Annotated in this window: 20 protein-coding genes; 9 read left to right on the top strand and 11 right to left on the bottom strand. The window is 60.7% G+C overall.

The window, feature by feature from the left end; all coding sequences use genetic code 11:
• Window positions 1-142: 142 nt before the first annotated feature.
• The 9 genes from AT302_RS04450 to AT302_RS27160 all read right to left on the bottom strand — a co-directional run bounded on the left by AT302_RS04450 (window position 143) and on the right by AT302_RS27160 (window position 8,207).
• On the bottom strand, window positions 143-1,135 hold the full coding sequence (locus tag AT302_RS04450) for a FecR family protein (RefSeq protein ID WP_058377393.1): 993 nt from the start codon (window positions 1,133-1,135) through the stop codon (window positions 143-145).
• Between the two features lie 127 nt (window positions 1,136-1,262).
• Complete coding sequence (locus AT302_RS04445) at window positions 1,263-1,769, bottom strand: RNA polymerase sigma factor (protein WP_058377392.1); 507 nt, start codon at window positions 1,767-1,769, stop codon at window positions 1,263-1,265.
• The gene (locus AT302_RS04440; RefSeq protein ID WP_157125680.1) at window positions 1,766-2,494 is read right to left on the bottom strand and encodes a TonB family protein; all 729 of its coding nucleotides are present in this window, start codon (window positions 2,492-2,494) and stop codon (window positions 1,766-1,768) included. The genes AT302_RS04445 and AT302_RS04440 overlap by 4 nt, the downstream gene beginning before the upstream one ends.
• 181 nt (window positions 2,495-2,675) lie before the next feature.
• On the bottom strand, window positions 2,676-3,224 hold the full coding sequence (locus AT302_RS04435) for a flavin reductase family protein (RefSeq protein ID WP_237172061.1): 549 nt from the start codon (window positions 3,222-3,224) through the stop codon (window positions 2,676-2,678).
• Between the two features lie 96 nt (window positions 3,225-3,320).
• Window positions 3,321-4,349, bottom strand: a complete 1,029-nt coding sequence (locus AT302_RS04430) for a methionine synthase (protein WP_058377389.1) — start codon at window positions 4,347-4,349, stop codon at window positions 3,321-3,323.
• 27 nt (window positions 4,350-4,376) lie between these two features.
• Window positions 4,377-5,360 carry a DUF1852 domain-containing protein gene (locus AT302_RS04425; RefSeq protein ID WP_058377388.1) on the bottom strand — a complete coding sequence of 328 codons (984 nt, stop codon included), beginning with the start codon at window positions 5,358-5,360 and terminating at the stop codon, window positions 4,377-4,379.
• A gap of 97 nt (window positions 5,361-5,457) precedes the next feature.
• Window positions 5,458-6,129 carry an epoxyqueuosine reductase QueH gene (locus AT302_RS04420; protein ID WP_058377387.1) on the bottom strand — a complete coding sequence of 224 codons (672 nt, stop codon included), beginning with the start codon at window positions 6,127-6,129 and terminating at the stop codon, window positions 5,458-5,460.
• A 136-nt stretch (window positions 6,130-6,265) separates the two neighbouring features.
• Entirely contained in the window at window positions 6,266-7,156 is an 891-nt protein-coding gene (locus AT302_RS04415) for a LysR family transcriptional regulator (RefSeq protein ID WP_058377386.1), read from the bottom strand.
• A 94-nt stretch (window positions 7,157-7,250) separates the two neighbouring features.
• A complete protein-coding gene (locus AT302_RS27160) occupies window positions 7,251-8,207 on the bottom strand; it encodes a GNAT family N-acetyltransferase (protein WP_237172060.1) in 957 nt (318 codons plus the stop codon).
• A 192-nt stretch (window positions 8,208-8,399) separates the two neighbouring features.
• Between AT302_RS27160 and AT302_RS04405 the strand changes: the two genes are divergently transcribed.
• The 4 genes from AT302_RS04405 (at window position 8,400) to AT302_RS04390 (ending at window position 11,346) form a co-directional block, all read left to right on the top strand.
• Window positions 8,400-9,161 carry a hypothetical protein gene (locus tag AT302_RS04405; protein WP_058377385.1) on the top strand — a complete coding sequence of 254 codons (762 nt, stop codon included), beginning with the start codon at window positions 8,400-8,402 and terminating at the stop codon, window positions 9,159-9,161.
• 227 nt (window positions 9,162-9,388) lie between these two features.
• Window positions 9,389-9,853: a CreA family protein gene (locus AT302_RS04400; protein WP_157125679.1), complete on the top strand. Its 465-nt coding sequence runs from the start codon at window positions 9,389-9,391 to the stop codon at window positions 9,851-9,853.
• Window positions 9,854-9,871: 18 nt separating this feature from the next.
• The gene (locus tag AT302_RS04395; protein WP_058377384.1) at window positions 9,872-10,306 is read left to right on the top strand and encodes a GNAT family N-acetyltransferase; all 435 of its coding nucleotides are present in this window, start codon (window positions 9,872-9,874) and stop codon (window positions 10,304-10,306) included.
• Between the two features lie 47 nt (window positions 10,307-10,353).
• Window positions 10,354-11,346: an Ldh family oxidoreductase gene (locus AT302_RS04390; protein ID WP_058377383.1), complete on the top strand. Its 993-nt coding sequence runs from the start codon at window positions 10,354-10,356 to the stop codon at window positions 11,344-11,346.
• A 275-nt stretch (window positions 11,347-11,621) separates the two neighbouring features.
• Here the strand turns inward: AT302_RS04390 and AT302_RS04385 are convergent, their stop codons facing one another.
• Entirely contained in the window at window positions 11,622-12,515 is an 894-nt protein-coding gene (locus AT302_RS04385; protein ID WP_058377382.1) for an NmrA family NAD(P)-binding protein, read from the bottom strand.
• A 191-nt stretch (window positions 12,516-12,706) separates the two neighbouring features.
• On the opposite strand from AT302_RS04385, the gene AT302_RS04380 reads away from it, so the two are divergent.
• A complete protein-coding gene (locus tag AT302_RS04380) occupies window positions 12,707-13,636 on the top strand; it encodes a helix-turn-helix domain-containing protein (RefSeq protein WP_058377381.1) in 930 nt (309 codons plus the stop codon).
• Here the strand turns inward: AT302_RS04380 and AT302_RS04375 are convergent.
• The gene (locus tag AT302_RS04375) at window positions 13,592-14,896 is read right to left on the bottom strand and encodes an MFS transporter (protein ID WP_058377380.1); all 1,305 of its coding nucleotides are present in this window, start codon (window positions 14,894-14,896) and stop codon (window positions 13,592-13,594) included. The genes AT302_RS04380 and AT302_RS04375 overlap by 45 nt on opposite strands.
• A gap of 92 nt (window positions 14,897-14,988) precedes the next feature.
• Here AT302_RS04375 and AT302_RS04370 point away from each other — a divergent pair, with 92 nt between their 5' ends.
• The 4 genes from AT302_RS04370 (at window position 14,989) to ndhC (ending at window position 18,215) form a co-directional block, all read left to right on the top strand.
• Complete coding sequence (locus tag AT302_RS04370; RefSeq protein ID WP_058377379.1) at window positions 14,989-15,909, top strand: LysR family transcriptional regulator; 921 nt, start codon at window positions 14,989-14,991, stop codon at window positions 15,907-15,909.
• Window positions 15,906-17,138, top strand: coding sequence for a glycosyltransferase (locus tag AT302_RS04365; protein ID WP_058377378.1), 1,233 nt, complete (start codon window positions 15,906-15,908; stop codon window positions 17,136-17,138). Before AT302_RS04370 ends, AT302_RS04365 begins: the two co-directional genes overlap by 4 nt.
• Window positions 17,139-17,292: 154 nt before the next feature.
• On the top strand, window positions 17,293-17,607 hold the full coding sequence (locus AT302_RS04360) for a DMT family transporter (protein WP_058377377.1): 315 nt from the start codon (window positions 17,293-17,295) through the stop codon (window positions 17,605-17,607).
• 185 nt (window positions 17,608-17,792) lie between these two features.
• A complete protein-coding gene (gene ndhC, locus AT302_RS04355) occupies window positions 17,793-18,215 on the top strand; it encodes an NADH-quinone oxidoreductase subunit A (RefSeq protein WP_157125678.1) in 423 nt (140 codons plus the stop codon).
• Window positions 18,216-18,240 lie beyond the last annotated feature (25 nt).

Here is an 18,240-nt window from a genome sequence, read left to right as displayed (position 1 = left end):
GCTCACGGCGTACCGCTCGGCCTACGTCGCAACCCTATGCCCAAGGACGAACGAAGCGCCCCTCTACCCGCAGATTATTTTTTGATTATTTTTACCGTTCGCAACACGGCACCCACGTGGCGTGCATGTCGCGTGGAAACGTTCAGGAAAGGACAACTAACCCGCCCGGCAAACTACGGGCGCTCAGATCGAAGGTCCGCTGCAACTGGGCCACAGCGACGTCAAGCAGCGTGATATCGAAACTACCGCTGACCGGCTGATGCGCCAGTGATGCATTCATCAGCACCACCCGCCCGCGACGATATCGGTTGATCTCCTCGATGACGTCAGTCAAGGGCGTCTGGCGGAAGACCAGCATGCCTTTTCGCCACGCCGACACATCCGCGACCGCGACCCGCTTCACGCGCCCCACGGACGCGTCGTCATACACCGTCTGGTCACCCGCTCGTAATACGTGGCGGCCCGCCGGATGCTCGACGCTCACCGTACCGTCGACGCACGTGACGCACACGCCGCTAGTGAGCCGACGCACTTCGAATCGCCCTGCACTCGCCTGACTGCGCCCGACACCCGCGACCACGACAAAGGGCGTGGGGCTCGCGGCAACGTCCACCGCAGCCTCGCCGGTCAACAACCGAATGCCGACGGTAGCGTTACCCGTCGTTTCCCGGCGAATGCTGGTATCGGTGTTGAGCGTGACGCTGACGGTCGACGCCACCTGAATCGAGCGCTGCTCGCCGGTTGCCGTCCGAAAGTCCGCGCCCCACGCCGAGGGGGCTGGCCAAAGACCCGCGGGGGGATGGAACACGGCGATGCCGGTCACGGCAGCGGCACTCACCGCAGCGCCGAGAAACGCCCGCCGGCCAACGTTCGGCCCCTGCAATGCACGAACGTGTTGCCGGGACGCTTCGGGATTGCCGTGCAGTACCTCGCGCGCGGCGGGCTTGATCAACGCCCACTCCCGCTTTGCCGCGCTGAAGGCGCTCTGATGGGCAGGACTGGTGTGTAGCCAGCGTTTGAACGCATCGGCGTCCCACGACGTCACATCGCCTGAGCCGAGGCGGCGCAGCCACGTCCACGCCTGACGCTCAAGCTCGTCGGGCGTGGGCGGACGGCGGTCATCACGTGCGCTCATGCGATTCCCCTCACGCCCTTGCCATCCATGACGGGCAGGGCTTTCGCAGGCAAGCGGCGGGGTGTGGAGAGTTTCGGGTCATAAGCAAGGACGAACGCGCCCCCCACATAACCGCAGAATATTTTCATCATCGGTCTTTCCGGGCGATCAGATGATCGTGCGCCCGCTTCAGATCGGACTCGACCGTGCGCAGCGAAACGCCGAGCCGCCGGGCCACTTCCTTTTGCTCCAGCCCGTCCCAATGGACCATCAGCACGACCTGCCGCCGCCGTCTGGGCATGCGGTCGATCATCTGACGCATCGCCGTCATTCGGGAGCGCGCCTCGACCAATTGCTCCGGGCCGGGGGCGGGATCGGCCATGTCCATGAGTTCCGCGACCTCGTCGAACGACAGCGAGCGCCCCTGACGCCGCTGGATATCGACCGCGATATTGACGGCAATGCGCAGCAGGTAGCCTGCTGGGCTTTGAATCGGCTCGGCGTCCTCACGGCTGTGCACGCGTAGCCATGTGTCCTGCAAGGCATCGCCGGCGAGATCCCCGTTGCCGAGCAATCGCGTCATACGGGACTTGAGCGTGGAGTAGTGCTTGGTGAGGTAGTCCACCAGCACCATCGGCGGCGTATCGTCGCTCATGAGCCGGCCCTGCCCCCTGCGGCGGGGTCGCACGGCAGGCCAAACTGGGCGTCATGCGGGAGCAGCAGCAGGGTGACTGGCTGCGGCATGTCTTTCGGGGGCGTGGCGTCCATGCGGATGTCGCGCAGCGTTTCGAGCACCGCGATGTCCCGTCGCCCGTCGCCCGTCGATCCGATGAGGCGTGGCCGCTCGACGTGGCCCGCCGCATCCAGTTGAAAACGCAGGACGGCGCGATAGCGCCCGGGGGCGGTCAACGGGTTCGCGCAGAGCGCCTGCCAGACACGTGTCTGCACAAGGCCGGGATAGCCCGTGCGATCGCCCAGGCCATTGGCGAGCGGCGCAGCGTCTGAATCGCTTGCTGCCTTGAGGATGAACGCGCTGCTTTGCCCCATGTCGAATTTTTCAGCGCTCAGGCCCGTGCCTTCCAGCAGCAGGTGCAGGGCGGCCTCGGGCGAATACCGGCCGCGAACGGCCGTGGAGAGTTGTCCCGTCACGATTTCACTGCGATAGAGCGCAGGCTGACGCGCGACGGCACCATAGCGCTGCAACGCGTCGTTCAAAGGCTGGGCAGGGATATCGAAATCGAAGCGCGGTTCGCCGGTCTGCACAGGCATCGCTGCCGTTGGGGAACTTGCCTGCGCTGCGCTCGTGACGGCCGGAAAGCCCAGACCAAACGCGCATCCTGCCAGCGCAAGCCCACTGAGCGATGCCGGGATGCCTGTCATCTTCTATCGCGCGATCGTCCGTATTCCATGAAGTCGAGTCGCCTCGGCCCCATGGCAAGTACGGATCAGGCTACCGGCCGAACGTGAAATTTCCATGACAATTGATACATCACGTCGCAGTCCTGATCGTCAGCTTGCCGAATTTTCTAATTTTGTCGCTGATCGGGTCGGCCAAGTCAGTTCAAACTGCGTTATTCCCGGCGATGTTGCAGTACTGCCCTTTGAAATACAGCAACGGCTGCGTAGCGGCAACCGCTTGTTGGTCTAGCGCTTTCACTTCACCGATCACAATCAGGTGATCACCGGCGGCATGCTCGGCGTAGATTTCGCAATCCAGCCAGTGAAGGCTGCCGGCGATGACCGGATTCCCCAGTGGCGATTCCTGCCAGTCGACGCCGTGCCATTTGTCGGTGCCTCGCCGGGCGAATTGATTGGAAATTGCGACTTGCTCGCCTGACAGGATATTGACTGCGAATCGACCTGCCTGCCGAATCTTGGGATAGCTGGCCGAGCTGGCCATCACGCTGAACGACACCAGCGGCGGGCTCATCGACACGCTATAAAACGATTGGCAAGTGAAGCCAATCGGCTCGCCATCGACGTGCGAAGTAATCACCGTGATGCCGGATGCGTAGTGCCCGAGCGCTTCACGAAAGCGCAATGGCTCGATAGCAGAACTGGGAAGAGACATGGTGCGGACTAGATACTGGGTAATGCTCGATGAGCGCAAGCCAACGCGCTCAAGGCGCCGCCTGATCCCTATCGATCAGAAACGACGCCTTGCGGCCCGCCTGCGCGCCGACTTCCGACCGGAAGCCGCTGACAATCAGTTCGAGAGTTCGCGCCGGACGATTTCTGCGCCGGCGCTCAGTGCGCTCAGCTTGCCTCGTGCGACGTTACGGGACAGCGGTGCCATGCCGCAGTTGGTGCACGGATAGAGCTTGTCGGCATCGACAAACTGAAGTGCCTTTCGCAGCGTAGCGGCGACTTCCTCCGGCGTTTCGATGGTGTCGCTTGCCACGTCGATAGCCCCGACCATCACCTTCTTGCCTCGAATGAGTTCAATGAGGTCGATGGGAACATGCGAGTTGTGGCATTCCAGCGAGACGATATCGATGTTGGACTTTTGCAGCTTGGGGAAAGCTTCTTCGTACTGTCGCCACTCCGACCCCAGCGTCTTTTTCCAATCCGTATTGGCCTTGATGCCGTAGCCATAGCAAATGTGGACGGCAGTTTCGCACTTGAGCCCTTCGATCGCGCGCTCCAGCGTGGCAACGCCCCACTCATTCACCTCATCAAAGAACACATTGAAGGCAGGCTCGTCGAATTGAATGATATCGACCCCGGCCGCTTCCAGTTCCTTGGCTTCCTGATTCAGAATCTTGGCGAATTCCCAAGCCAGCTTTTCGCGGCTTTTGTAGTGATCGTCGTAAAGCGTGTCGATCATCGTCATCGGACCCGGCAGCGCCCATTTAATGGGTTGCTTGGTTTGCTGACGCAAGAACTTGGCATCCTCGACAAACACCGGCTTTTGGCGGGCCACAGCCCCAACAACCGTCGGCACGCTCGCATCATAGCGATCACGAATTCGAACGGTCTGGCGGTTCTCGAAATCGACACCGCTGAGGTGCTCGATAAACGTCGTCACAAAATGCTGACGCGTTTGCTCACCGTCACTGACGATATCGATGCCCGCGTGTTGTTGCTCCTGCAAAGACAAGCGCAAAGCATCTCGTTTGCCTTCGACCAATTCCTCGTCTTGCAACTTCCACGGCGACCACAGTTTCTCGGGTTGCGCGAGCCAGGAGGGTTTCGGCAAGCTGCCGGCAGTCGACGTCGGTAACAGTTTTTTCATGGTGGATGATCTTGCGTTATTGATGAATCAATTAGCGTAGTTAGCGGACCAACGTTCAAGAACCGCCTGGTATGGCTTGATGAAATTCTCTTCAACAAACCGTCCCTGTTCGACAGCCAGACGGCTACGTTCTTCTCGGTCGTACACAATTCGCGTCAGCGAAAAATCCTCGTGCTTCAGACTCGGCTGATAGGATTCCCCCGCCGCAGAATTGGCGTTGTAAATCTCTGGCCGGTAGATCTTCTGGAAGGTATCCATCGTGCTGATGGTGCCGATAAGCTCAAGACTGCTGTAGTCGCCAAGCAGATCGCCGGAGAAATAGAAAGCCAAAGGCGCGACACTGCCCGGCGGCATGAAGTAGCGAACCTTCAGCCCCATCTTCTTGAAGTACTCGTCAGTCAGGGAGTATTCGTCTTGGAGGTATTCAATACCCAAGACAGGATGCTGGTTGGCGGTCCGGCGATAGGTTCTGCTGCTCGACACGCTCAGGCAGATAACGGGCGGCTTGTTGAAATTGCCTTTGTAAGCACTCGAATTCACAAAGTACTTGAACAGCTTCCCGTGCAGGTCGCCAAAGTTGTCTGGCGTGCTGAACCCCGGCTTGTTCTGGTTGTGTCCGAGCAGCAGCACACTGAAGTCGTAATCCCGCACGTAGGACGAGAAGTTGTTCCCTGCGATTCCCTCAATGCGCTCGCCAGTCTTTCGATCGACGATATTCGTCTTCAGTATCTCGATCAGCGGGAGCGCGTTGCCGTTGCTTTCGCCATCAATGTTCATCTCGACGGAAATGATCTCGAGATTGACGGTATAGCGATCGCCTTTAGGGTTATCCCAATGCGCCAGGGCATTGAAACGATTGTCGATCATCCTGAACGTGTTACGCAGATTCTCCCGACGGCTGCTGCCTCTGGCGAGGTTGGCAAAGTTGGTCGTGATGCGCGTATTGTCCGAAGGGTGATAGTCCTCATCGAAGCAAATGCTCTTGATGGCAAATGTGAAATCGTTACTCATTGCGTACTCATTGCGATTGATACCCTAATTTCCGAGAGATAGCCTGCGCTTACGTCGTCCGTCTTCAGCGCTTCCCAATTGGTGCTGACCGGCGAGTTCAGGACGCCATGGCGGAGTCGTCGTCCCCATAGAACTTCACGCCGAGTTGGATACGTTCGCGTCCGCTCTCTACGCGGTGACGGTTCGTATCGCGCAGTGAATAGACGCAGCCGCAGTACTCCTGCTGGTAGAAGTTCTCGCGCTTGCTGATCTCGATCATGCGAGCCGAGCCACCGCCTTTGCGCCAGTTGTATTCCCAGTACAGGAGTTCGGGATAGTGCGACGCCGCCCGCACGCCGCAATCGTTGATCTGCTGCATGTTCTTCCAGCGCGAGATCCCCAGCGAACTGGTGATGACCGGAAAGCCATGCTCATGGGCGTATAGCGCGGTGCGCTCAAAGCGCATGTCGAAGCACATCGTGCAGCGCACACCGCGCTCCGGTTCGTTCTCCATGCCCTTGGCACGTTCGAACCAGTTGTCGCGGTCGTAATCGGCGTCGACGAAGGGAATGCCGAACGTTTCCGCAAAACGGATGTTCTCGTTTTTGCGAAGTTCGTATTCCTTGAGTGGATGGATGTTCGGGTTGTAGAAGAAGATCGTGAAATCGATGCCGGAGGCTTGCATCGCTTCCATCACTTCGCCCGAGCAAGGCGCGCAGCACGAGTGCAACAGCACTTTCTTGTGCCCGCCGGGTAATGCCAATGGCTTGCGTTCGATGGCGGACGCCACAAGAAACCTCTCTGAAATACGCCCGCGTTCGCTGGACTAGGAGGCTCGAATTATGGTGTCCGACCGGGGATCATGAAAATGGATAAGTTCTCATGTTCTTATGAGCTTCACTCATGGAGGCCGCTGCCGCGCGGTATCAGGTCACGGCAGGATTTTTCGCCTGCTCGATAAAGGCACGCAGGTAATCGATCTCCATGTCTGCCTCGCGAGCCCCCAGATAGATGTGTTTGGCGATGCCGTTCTTGCCTAGACGGACGGGCACCACATCCATCGTGTCCGCGTATTCCAGCACTAGCCAGCGTGGCAGCGCAGCGACACCGCGCCCGCTGGCGACCATCTGCAACATGATGTCGGTGGTCTCGATCGGCTTATGGCGTTTGGGCGTGATGCCCGCGGGCGTGAGGAACATGCTGTAGATATCCAGACGGTCGACCGGCACCGGGTAGGTCACCAGAACCTCATTGGTCAGTTGCTTGGGCTTGATGTATTCCTCGTTGGCGAGCTTGTGGTTGCCCGCAACGACCAGAACTTGCTCGTAGTCGAACACCGGCTCGAAGACGAGGCCGGGTTTGTCCAGCGGATCAGGCGTGACCAGCAGGTCGATCTCGTATCCGAACAGTGCGCCGATGCCACCGAACTGGAATTTTTGTTTGACGTCGACGTCCACGTCCGGCCATGCGTCCAAATAGGGCGAGACGACTTTCAACAGCCACTGGTAGCAGGGGTGACATTCCATACCGATGCGCAGCGCACCTCGCTCGCCTTGGGCGAACTGCCGCAAGCGTTCTTCGGCCAAACTCAGCTGCGGCAGGACCCGGTTAGCTACCGCCAGCAGATATTGGCCGGCCTGCGTCAGGCGCAGGCCACGGCCTTCGCGCAGCCAGATATCGGTGCCCAACTGCTGCTCCAGCTTTTTCATGCTGTGGCTTAACGCCGACTGCGTCACATGCAGCACGCCCGCAGCAGCAGTCAGCGACCCCTGCTTCTCCACCTCTTGCACGATGGACAAATGAATACGATCAAGCATGATGAATGAGCAAATTTCATATTTTATTGAGATTGCAACATTCTAATTCATCAGTGACTCGTTCATCGTGTGTCGATTCCGAAGAGCAGGTTGGCTACTCGTCGAGCAATAACAGGATGCGTTTGAGCACATCAATCTGCTGGCCATACAACACTGACGCCGTTCCATCGTGAAGATGGCTCGACGCCTTCAACTCGACTCGCTTGATGGACTCTGCCGTTAGTTCGCGCACAGCGTCAATGCGACGATTCATGTTGGTGAGATTGCGATGCCCCGTGAGAAATCGGTCATAAACCCATTCTCTCTCGCGGCGTAACTCGCCCTGATTCATCGGCACATAACGCGTTGTAATCGCGCCCGCGCTCATTGCAAGCGCATGGCGTTCGGACGTTGTAGCCGTCAGCGTATTTCCCTCACGCCGGAGGTAGACCGGCGTCTCGCACATCAGCCCCAAGAAGAAATCCGCACATGCGGGCGCATTTTCCAACCCGGCCAAAGTGATCCGCAGGACCTGCTCATCGGGTGGAGCGTCGAGATGCAACCCTGTTTTGAAACGAAGTTCCAGGGCTGTGCCGAACGGTTGGCAGTGGATCAGATACAGGTCTTCGGGAGGTATGGCGGCGTCCTCGTCCTCTACCGAGAATGCAGCCGGGCTAACGAAGATCAATTCCGGGTCGCCTTCGTCGAGGTTGTCGACGTGGCCGGACTCCACGAATCCGCACTGCAACAGAAGCGCACGCATCGGCGCATTCGACGCATTGGTCGATGTGAAAAGTCTGGCACCCCGACACTGCAACACTAGTTCACGCAAAATCGCACTGCCAACGCCTTTTCGCCGAGCCCTTTCACCCACCACGATCAGCGGCACAAAATTCTGTTCGAAGAAGGCTTCGTTCAACACCCCGTATCCGATGATCGATGAATCGTCTTGCGCTTCGGTTGCCACCCAACACTGCGCGGCAACAACGGCGCGCTTGATAAATTCCGCTCGGCGTGGGTCGCGTTGCGAGATCGAATCTAGCTCGATTAGCGATGCAATGTCGCCACTCACGGCGACTCGAATGTTGACTCGATGAGCGGTCATGGTCGTGGCGAGATCGAGGGAATAGCGAGAATAGCACTGACGAATGCGTGCCTAAAGTCTCTCCTTCAGTTGCCGTTAGTCAATGCGAGTCAGCGGCTTCCTGTTTCCACCGTCGCTTTCTCCCGGCGCTCACTTTGCACCCTCTCTCTGACGTCACCGATGACACGCCCCGCACCGCTTTCTCTTTATGCATATCTCCAACTCTTCGGGGTTGTGGAAGTCTTCCTGAATCCTTTTCAGATTCCGCTATCCGGGTCCCAGCCACTTCAGGCGCTGATAGTGACTGGGACCTATTCGATCGGCATTGCCGTCGGCCTGCTCTGCGCGATCACAGCGTTTAAAGGGAGTCGGTGGACGCGCCCCCTCTACATCACTTGCGTCGTGGCTGAGTTTCTTTCCGAAGTTCTTCCCGAAAATGGCGGTGCACGCGTCCCTCTGAAGTTCATCATCACAAGCCTCGTTCCGCTCGTTTTGCTTTTCTCACCATCGGTCTCGGCGTATTTGAAGACGCGTCCACAGATTCGTTTGAGGTGGCCGGGGCTTGGACGTGCAATGACAATTACTTGCTGCACGTTTTCGCTCGGGCTTTTTTTCCTGACGATGAACAACATGTTTGCCGCCACGCCATCGGACGATAACTTGGCAAAATTGGCAGGCCTTTTCGCTGTACCTGCCATTGTGCTGTGGATCACAGTCTCCTCGGCGCGATACCAGCTCAACACTTTGCGTGAAATTGGGCTGGCGCTGATGGCGGGGGTCTTGTCAAACATCCTTCTCGCGGCCGACTTCGCGACTCTGCAAATATCTGATGGTCGGCAAGTCACCCCATATCTTGTTGGATGCTGGCTCGTGCTCACTGCCGTCGGCGCCGCTCTCGTCGCGCATGCTTCGCGTGCGCGGAACTCGGGACCAAGCACCTAACCGGATACGCGGGCGACCAGTTGCCACATTCCCATACTCTGTGCGCAACCTGCCGACTACCCATCTCTCGTGGGATCAAACGAAAAAAATAGATTTTTAGCCATACCCTCCGAGACGCTGTCGCAATCCTGCGATCCGGGACGAGTAGAATCCGCCTGTCGCAGCGCATGGTCGGCAATGGTCCCGGCCGCAAGCGACGCTTAACTGGCACGGGCATGGACATGAACATGAAGACAGCAATCGCGCTGGCGCTGACGGTGGCCGCGAGTTGGGCACACGCCGAGAAGATCGGCGACGTGAGCACGGCGTTCAAGTGGGTGGGGCCGGATCACAAGATCGTGGTCGATGCGTACGACGATCCGAAGGTGCGCGGCGTCACGTGTTATGTGTCGCGGGCGAAGACGGGCGGCGTGAAGGGGATGGTCGGGCTGGCGGAAGACAAGGCCGAGGCCTCGATCGCGTGCCGGCCGGTCGGGCCGATCACGTTTACCGGGCCGTTGCCGAAGGAGGAGGAAGTTTTCTCGGAAAGCCTCTCGCCGCTGTTCAAAAAACTGCGGATCGTGCGCATGGTCGACAAAGCGCGTAACACACTCGTCTATCTGACCTACTCCGACAAACTGATCGATGGTTCGCCGCAAAACGCCGTCACGGCCGTGCCCGTGGATCGTGCGATGGTCATTCCGACAAAATAAGACGAAATGAGCCGTCCCATGAATCTGATCTTTTCCGCCACCACGCCATCCGACGCCGACCTTCTGGTCGACATGCGGATTGCCGCGATGCGTGAAAGTCTGGAGCGCATCGGACGCTTCGATCCCCAGCGCGCCAGAGACCGCTTTATCGCCTCATTCGACCCGGCGCTGTGCAAGTTCATCGAGATCGACGGCGTCCGCGTTGGCTTCGTGCTCGTGCGCCCAGAGGTAGACCACTGGCGCCTGAATCACCTTTACGTGCTTCCGGAACATCAGGGCAAGGGAATCGGCGCACGCGTTCTGCAAGACCTGTTCGATCGAGCCGATGCGCAGCACATGCCGATTCGCGTAGGGGCTTTGCGTGGCAGTGACTCCAACCGCTTTTACCAGCGGCATGGCTTCGCGAAGACGGAAGAATCGGAGTGGGACATCGAGTACGTGCGTCTGGCATAGTCTGGCATAGTCGGGCAAATGACCACGACACGCCCAAGGGAGTGCGCATGCAACTCAGCATCGAAGCCGCCAGAGATCTCGCACAACGCGCCGCAATCGCGGCGGGTGCCAACGCGCCAACCGCCGCATCGCTCGCTGACGCTACGGTTGCCGCTGAACTCGCAGGCCACGCATCGGTAGGTTTCGCCCATCTGCCTGACTATCTCGAAGGTCTTGCTACCGGCCGTATCGCCGGTGCCGCGCAACCCAACATCAGCGCCCCCATGCCGACGACCCTTCGTGTCGACGCAAAAACCGGCATCGCCCAACTCGGCTTCGATCTGGCGTTTCCCCGACTCGTGGAGAACGCCGAGCAATACGGTGTCGCGCTTTTACTGCAAGCCAACAGCTATACCGTGGGCGAATTGAGTTATTACACGCGGCGATTGGCCGAGGCGGGACTCGTCTGTCTCGCAACGTCCAACGGACCTGCGATGGTCACTACGGCGCAAAGCCGTCAGCCGGTATTCGGCACCAACCCGTTGTCATTTGCCGCGCCGATCGACGGTGGACGTCCGCTCGTCGTCGATCAGGCATCGAGTGCCACGGCGTTCGTCAACGTCCGCGAAGCCGCCACACGCGGCGAGGCCATCCCCGAAGGTTGGGCACTAGACGCCACCGGTGCGCCGACGACGGATGCGCGCGACGCGCTGACCGGCATGCTGCTGGCGTTTGGCGGCGCCCGAGGCGCCAATATCGCGTTGATCGTGGAAGTGTTGTCCGCAGGACTGACCGGTGCGAACTGGTCGCTGGATGCGCCTTCGTTCCAACAAGGCGACGCATCGCCCGGCGCGGGACTGTTCATCGTTGCCATCGATCCGGCCGCGCTCGCGCCCGACCTGCCCTCGCGGCTGGCTGCGCACGCCGAACGCCTGTCCGCCAAGGGCATCTATCTTGCCGGGCGTAGCGCGCCGCTGGATCACGTCACCATCACGCCTTCGGTGCTTGCCGATATCGAACGCTTCGGCCGGCCTGACGGCGATGTCGTCGTCGGTGCCTGATCACGAACACCGACGCACCATTGAAACTTCTCGGGTATAGGATCGTTTGGCGTTTTTAAAAGATGCCAAAGTCGTCATTGCTATCGGGAATCGCGCACAGCAATTCCTCAAGCCCCTGCCATCGAAGTCCTTTGGCAATGCCTTCCAGAAGCCGGTAAGCGGTTGGCGCCGAGACCCGGGGCCGGGCTTCAGCGCGGGACTTCGCCACGTATAGGCGCGTGGCGCATGTCATTGGGCAATATTGCATTTGATATCCCTTTAAAGACACGACGAGGCTAACGCGCGTTGAAAGCCGACATCAACGCCGCCAACACGTCGCGCAACTCGGTGGTGCCGAAGCGTCGCTCGCTACCCGCTTCCACATCGATTCTTCCTGCGTTCTGCGCGTCGAATGTATTCATCACGAGATTCGCGAGGTTCGTGTTCAGCCCTGCGCGTGCCAACACATTCGCCCACTCGTTACGCGGTAGCGCGAAGGCCGCAACATCGCGCCCGCTGAGATCGCTAAGCGTTCGCGCAACATCCTCGGCGTGGTAACGACGCGGCCCCTCGACACTGACAACGCGAGCGCCGTTGCCGTCATGGCCATCAAGCAAGAGCTGCGCTGCGACAACGCCGACATCCTTCGCGGCGACGGTCGGGAACGGCCGGTCGACGGGATGATGAAAACTCGGCAGGCGTCCGGCTGACAACGCAACGAGCAACGTGCGCGCCCAGTTATGCATGTGCTCTGCCGAGCGCAGCAGTGTGAGACGCGGTGCCACCGCCCGATACGCCGCCTCAAGCTCGCGAAACAGCATCGTGATCCCCGAGCCCGAGTCGAGTTCTGCACCGTAGTCCGACAGCGCGAGTACATGCAGATGCGGGTACTCACGCAACGCGCGCGCCGTCGTGCGAATCGTGTTGCGCATCGCGGCTTCAGGGTCCGCCGCACCATGTGCCACCGGACACAGCAATTGCACCGCCTGCGCGCCCTCAAGCGCGAGATGCAACGACGCTTCGTCATCGAGATCGGCGGCCACCACCTCGCACCCCATATGCTTGAATACCTCGTGTTGCGCCGGGTCTCTCACGACAACACGCACCGCTTGGCCCGCCGGCCCGGCATTCAACAGCGCCGCCACCGTCGAGCGGCCAACGTTTCCCGATGCGCCAAAGATCACGTACATAGTGCCTCGCCTCTCATTCGTGGATCTTGAGTCTACGAAGCCTCAAGCCAGAAAACTCGCACAGACGGATGTTTCCGAACAGATTCGGATGACAACATGAGCCCCCCATCGACGTGTGCCATGTCGCCACCAGCACGCCGCCCGAAATTGCAGGAGAATGCGACATCACGTCGTCCCATGGAAGGCATGCAATGACTGCAACTCGTGCAACTCACACTGTGTTGACGCCGCACTCCGGCCAGCGGAAAAGCTTGCTGTCGAGCGCGTCGCTCGGGTGGTCGGGGTTTGGTGCCGATCTGTTCGGCGTCGCCGCGGGGGCGCACCGCATCCCCGGCATCGCGCATCACCGTGTCGGCGTGCACGTTGGACGCCCCGTCAAAGCCGTGTGTCGATGTGAAGGCCCGCCCACGTCGCGCATTCAGTCTCATGGCGACACCGACGTGATTCCCGCCGGCATGCCGGGCGAATGGTCCGACGACAACGACTGCACGATCCTCACCATCTGGTTTGCCGACGATTTTGTGCGCAACACTTACGACCAGCTCGGCCTCACGGCTTCCGAGGCGCAGATCCGGCCGCAGTTCCAGTGGCGTGACGCACGCTTTCAGCAGATGGCATGGGCGATGCGCGCCGAACTCGAAGCCAAAGACGCCTCCGATCCGCTCTACGCCGAAAGCCTGTGCACAGCGATGCTCGTGCGTCTGGCGGGGGCCGGGATGGCCGACCGCCAGCAAGATCGCAAGACACGCACACTCTCCGCTCGCGCCGCCTCGCGCGTCATCGACTATGTCGAAGCGCATCTCGACGAGCGCCTGTCACTGACAGAACTGGCCGCACTCGTCGATCTGAGCGTGCCGCATTTCAAGGTGCTGTTTCGCGAAACGATGGGCGTGCCCGTCCACCGCTATGTCGTGCAGCGCCGCCTAGAACGGGCTAAGGCGCTGCTGATCGAAGGCCGGCTGAGCGTGAGTCAGATCGCGCTCGAAGCCGGCTTCTCTCATCAGAGCCACATGGCGACGTGGATGAAACGGGAGCTTGGCGCAACGCCGCGCGATATCGCAGCGAGCGCCGCCACCTCACGCACGCCGTCCCTGCGAAGCGCGATCCAGCCAGCCGACTAACGACAGCGCGACGGCAAACGCGAGCGCAACGGTGCACACGCCGCCCCATCCGGCCCACGCCCATGCGGCTCCCGAGAGTGCCGCCCCCATCGCGCCGCCGACAAAGAAGATGCCGACGAAGAGCGCGTTCAACCGTCCTCGCGCCGCAGGGTTAAGCAAGTTGACCGCGCGGCGTCCCAGCGTCTGGTCGGTGATCACGCCCGCGTCGAGCGCTGCCGCCCCAGCGACCAGCATCGCCAACGCCAGCGCAGGATGTGCCATCGGCGAGAAGCCACCCCACCCCGCGCCCGCGACGCCGAGCATGAGCACGGCGGCAATCATCACGATGTGCGAAACAATCTGCGTCGCATGCCCTGCGCCACGGTCGCCGAGATACCCGGCAAGCGGCGTCACAATGGCCCCCGAGGCCCCCGCCAGTGCGAACACGGCGATACCTTGCATGCCGAGGGAGAACGGTGGCTGCGCGAGTCGCAGAGCAATGGCCGTCCAGAACGCGCTAAACGCCCCCAGCGCGAGCGCCGCCTGCAACGAGCGACGTTGCAATACGGGTTCAGTCCGCAATAGCGTCCAAAGCGAGCGAAGCAACGCCGGATAGGTCGCGCCGGTGTGCGGCGCATGATTCGGCAACCGGAGGTACAGCACCAATGCCAACAGCGCGTCAGCGGCCGCCTCAATGCCGAAGAACACCCGCCAGCCAAACGTCCCCGTAATCAGACTCGCCAGTGGACGCGACAACAAAATCCCGAGCATCAATCCGCTCATTACGTTGCCAATGGCCTGACCGCGCCGTTGCTCGGGCGCCATCGATGCCGCCATCGGCACCAGCATCTGTATCACGCTAGACGTCGCACCCGCGAGAAACACCGATGCCAGAAACACCCAGCCCGAATGGGCCAGCGCAGACAGCGCCAGCAACGCCGCACAGCACGTCAGCGTCACCACGATGAGGCGGCGATTCTCAAGCAAATCGCAGAGCGGCACGAGGAGCAGCAGCCCTGCCGCGTAGCCAAGCTGCGGCAGCATCGCGATCAAGCCCGACAGCCCGGCCGGTAAATTCAGCGCATGGCTCACCGGACCTGTCAGCGGCTGCGCGGCCGACAAATTCAGGATGATGATGCCGACCGCTGCCGCGAAGAAAAGCGTCATTTGGCGGCTAAGACCAACACCCAGTTGGGCGGCCGAGGGCGGTGGCGACACGGTTGACGGTAGCGGCGAAGCCGTGGCGAAGTCCCGGGTACAGACGGAGGGTGGCTGAGTCATTTGGCGATTCCTGTGAGTCGGTCCGCCGATTGTAGGAACACCAACGTTATGCCACAATTGAATTATGTTTATATTGATTATGCGAGTTTGTTTTGAACACACATGACTTGCAGGCCTTCGTCGCGGTGGTCGAAAGCGAATCGATGGTGCGGGCGTCGGAGAAGCTGTTCCTGACGCAGCCGGGTTTGACGCGTCGCGTCCAAAACCTCGAAAAGATGCTCGGCATCGAACTGCTCGACCGCCAGAGCAAACCGCTCAAGCCAACCGCCGCCGGCGAAGAGGTCTATCGGCTGGCGCGCACGGTATTGCGCGCCGTCGATGACCTGATGGCCGTGGCATCCACCGATCGCGAGCCCACCGGCGAGTTCAACATCGGCGTGCCGCCGTTCCTCTCCGAACTGGCGTTGGAGCAACCGATCGATCGGCTGCGCGGCGCCTTTCCGAAGCTGACACTTCGCGTGACAGCCGGCTGGTCGCCGGGTCTGTTGCAGAGCGTTGAGCGCGGCAAGCTGGACGCGGCTATCGTGCTGCTGCCCGAGCGTGCGGTGATGCCGGAAGGCCTGACGACGACGCTGCTCGCGCACAAACCTACGGTCGTGGTCGCGCCCCGCGCGTTCGGCCTCGCCGATAAGTCCGCGACGCTCGCCGAACTGGCCGGGCATCCGTGGGTACTCAATCAGGACGGCTGCGGCATGCGCTCGGCGCTCAGCCGTGCGATGTCGACCGCCGGGTTGCCATTCAACGTGGCGGTCGAGGCCTTCGGTTCCGAATTGCAGTTGTCGCTGGTAGCACGCGGACTCGGCGTCGGCCTCGCCGCACCGGAAGTGCTGGCGCGCAGCCCGTATGCCGACACGCTGGAAATCGTGGACGTGCCGGAATTCAAAAGCGGTCTGAACGTGTGGCTGGTGCATGGCACGTTGCCGACCCGCCTCGTTCGCCCCGTCGCGCTGATACAAGACGCACTGATCACCGAGTTGGAAAAAGACGCCATCCAGAGAGTCAAAAAATCATGAGATTCGTCGTCGCAACGTACGGAACGGAAGGTGACACCCGCCCGCTGGCCATGCTGTGCCGGGCGTTGATGGACGCCGGTCACGAAGCCCGCCTGCTCGCCGACCACGCCACGCTGGACTTCCCGGACAAGTTGGGGGTGCCTACCGTTGCGCTGGCCGGTGACATCAAAGGCACGCTGCGGCCTGAGCTTGCCATTGCCAACGTGGTGGCGACCCAACGCGGTTTCTCCAACATGGCGAGCGCACTCGCGCACATCGCCAATACACACGCGCAGGCATGGCTGGAAACCATCGTCCGCGAAGGTGAAGGCTGCGACGCCGTCATCGTGTCGGGACTGGCCGCGTTTGTCGGACTCTCTGCGGCGGAGCATCTCGGTATCAAGGCCATCGGCACCGGCCTCATTCCGATCTCGCCCACGACGGCATTCGCCTCGCCCTTCTTTCCGCCGAAATGGGTCCCGTCGTTCCTCAACCGGGCCAGTCAGAGCTTCGTGAATCAGATGCTATGGCGGGCGTTCCGTAAGCAGACCAATGCCGCACGCGCTGCCGTGTGCGGACTGCCGCCGAGGCAGGCGTTATGGACGAAGCACCCAATGCTGTACGGCATCTCCCCCACGTTGGTTCCCCGCCCCGATGACTGGCCGGAGAACGCACAAATCTGCGGGCAATGGGTGTCGCCGTCCGCCGAATGGACTGCACCGCAGGCGCTCACCGATTTCCTTGCAGCGGGTGAAGCGCCGATCTATGTCGGCTTCGGCAGCATGACGGGGTTCGACACCGAAAAGCTGCTCGCAGAAATGGTCACCGCCGTGGCCGGTCGCAGAGCGCTGTTCTACCCGGGCTGGAGCGGCGCGAATACCTCTGGACTGCCATCTAATTTCCACGTCCTTGGCGACACGCCACACGACTGGCTGTTCCCGAAAACATCGCTCGTCATCCACCACGGCGGCTCCGGCACGTCGCATTCGGCGACACGTGCCGGGGTGCCTTCGGTCGTCGTGCCATTCGCTGGCGATCAGTGGTTCTGGGCCGACCGGTTGCGGCGTGCAGGCGTGGCGGATGAAGCCTTGACCGGCCGGTCACTACGGGCGGCATCGCTCGCCAAGCGCATCGAATTCGCTGAGCGCACAACCACAAAGTCACGTGCGCGGGAATTGGGCGAGCAGATGCGCTCGGAAGACGGTTTGCGCAACGCGGTCAACGCCATCGAGCGGCTAATGAACGCCTGACGCCTGCGTCTCACCACACGTTACCCGCCCATTTCGAACAATCAGTCCACGCACTTTAGTAGACATTTGCGTTATAGTTTCGGGCTGAGGACGACCTCAGCCTGCTGGCAAGACAATCCGGGACGGCCCGGCTCTACTGAAATAGGAGAGCCATATGGCTTGGATATATTTGCTGTTCGCAGGTCTTCTCGAGATCGTTTGGGCCTTTACGATGAAGCAGTCTGCGGGCTTCACGAAGTGGGTCCCCTCTGTCATCACCTTCGTCACCATGGCCGCCAGCTTCGGTTTGCTGTCGGTCTCCATGAAGACGCTTCCCCTCGGCACGGCTTACACCATCTGGACCGGCATCGGTGCCATCGGCGCATTTACCGTGGGCGTTCTCGTGCTCGGTGAGGCCGCCAGTGCCATGCGTCTTCTCGCCGCCGTGCTCATCGTGAGCGGACTCGTGCTGATGAAGCTCGCGTCATAACGCCGCACCCCAAAAGCCTGCATTGACGGAACCCTTGCGGGGGCGCGCGTGTCCGTATCACGAGTGACATCCGATGCCCCCTCCGCCGATTGCCCTTCAGCGACAACCGGCATTCAACCGTCACTCAGTCGTCATTCAGTCGCTAAATACGCCCCTTCCCTGAACCTTTCCCTTTAGGAGGCCCGGTGGACCTCTCCGAGTACTTCCCTGCCTTGCTGTTTCTGCTCGTCGCCATGCTCATGGGCACGGCGTTGCTTTTCGTTGCCAAGCCCATCCGCCCGCACCGGCCGGATGCCGAAAAGAACTCGGCGTACGAATGCGGCTTCAATGCGTTCGGGGACGCGCGCAAACAGTTCGACGTCCGCTTCTACCGGGTCGCGATCTTCTTCATCGTCTTCGATATCGAACTCGCCTTCACCATCCCGTGGGCGGTCTCCATGCGCGAAGTCGGCTGGCCCGGCTTCATCGCGATGATGTTCTTCCTGTTCATTCTGGCGTTGGGCTTCGCGTACGAATTGGGGCAAAAAAGCGCTGGAGTGGGAATAAGTCCATCTCGCTTAACTTCCGCCCCCGTCAGCATCGACACTCGCGTGCACACCTGTTCATAAGCTGAACAGGTGTCATGCGCGAACA

The organism is Pandoraea norimbergensis (assembly GCF_001465545.3).
GTDB classification, from domain to species: domain Bacteria; phylum Pseudomonadota; class Gammaproteobacteria; order Burkholderiales; family Burkholderiaceae; genus Pandoraea; species Pandoraea norimbergensis.
The sequence above is the reverse complement of the archived record's forward strand: the minus strand, read 5'-3'. Positions and strand labels throughout refer to the sequence as shown.

Excerpts from the sequence above, each read along its gene's own strand:
- AT302_RS04450 (WP_058377393.1), bottom strand. The coding sequence starts at position 1,135 with ATGAGCGCACGTGATGACCGCCGTCCGCCCACGCCCGACGAGCTTGAG.
- AT302_RS04445 (WP_058377392.1), bottom strand. The coding sequence starts at position 1,769 with ATGAGCGACGATACGCCGCCGATGGTGCTGGTGGACTACCTCACCAAG.
- AT302_RS04440 (WP_157125680.1), bottom strand. The coding sequence starts at position 2,494 with ATGACAGGCATCCCGGCATCGCTCAGTGGGCTTGCGCTGGCAGGATGC.
- AT302_RS04430 (WP_058377389.1), bottom strand. The coding sequence starts at position 4,349 with ATGAAAAAACTGTTACCGACGTCGACTGCCGGCAGCTTGCCGAAACCC.
- AT302_RS04425 (WP_058377388.1), bottom strand. The coding sequence starts at position 5,360 with ATGAGTAACGATTTCACATTTGCCATCAAGAGCATTTGCTTCGATGAG.
- AT302_RS04415 (WP_058377386.1), bottom strand. The coding sequence starts at position 7,156 with ATGCTTGATCGTATTCATTTGTCCATCGTGCAAGAGGTGGAGAAGCAG.
- AT302_RS04405 (WP_058377385.1), top strand. The coding sequence starts at position 8,400 with ATGACACGCCCCGCACCGCTTTCTCTTTATGCATATCTCCAACTCTTC.
- AT302_RS04400 (WP_157125679.1), top strand. The coding sequence starts at position 9,389 with ATGAAGACAGCAATCGCGCTGGCGCTGACGGTGGCCGCGAGTTGGGCA.
- AT302_RS04395 (WP_058377384.1), top strand. The coding sequence starts at position 9,872 with ATGAATCTGATCTTTTCCGCCACCACGCCATCCGACGCCGACCTTCTG.
- AT302_RS04390 (WP_058377383.1), top strand. The coding sequence starts at position 10,354 with ATGCAACTCAGCATCGAAGCCGCCAGAGATCTCGCACAACGCGCCGCA.
- AT302_RS04385 (WP_058377382.1), bottom strand. The coding sequence starts at position 12,515 with ATGTACGTGATCTTTGGCGCATCGGGAAACGTTGGCCGCTCGACGGTG.
- AT302_RS04380 (WP_058377381.1), top strand. The coding sequence starts at position 12,707 with ATGACTGCAACTCGTGCAACTCACACTGTGTTGACGCCGCACTCCGGC.
- AT302_RS04375 (WP_058377380.1), bottom strand. The coding sequence starts at position 14,896 with ATGACTCAGCCACCCTCCGTCTGTACCCGGGACTTCGCCACGGCTTCG.
- AT302_RS04365 (WP_058377378.1), top strand. The coding sequence starts at position 15,906 with ATGAGATTCGTCGTCGCAACGTACGGAACGGAAGGTGACACCCGCCCG.
- AT302_RS04360 (WP_058377377.1), top strand. The coding sequence starts at position 17,293 with ATGGCTTGGATATATTTGCTGTTCGCAGGTCTTCTCGAGATCGTTTGG.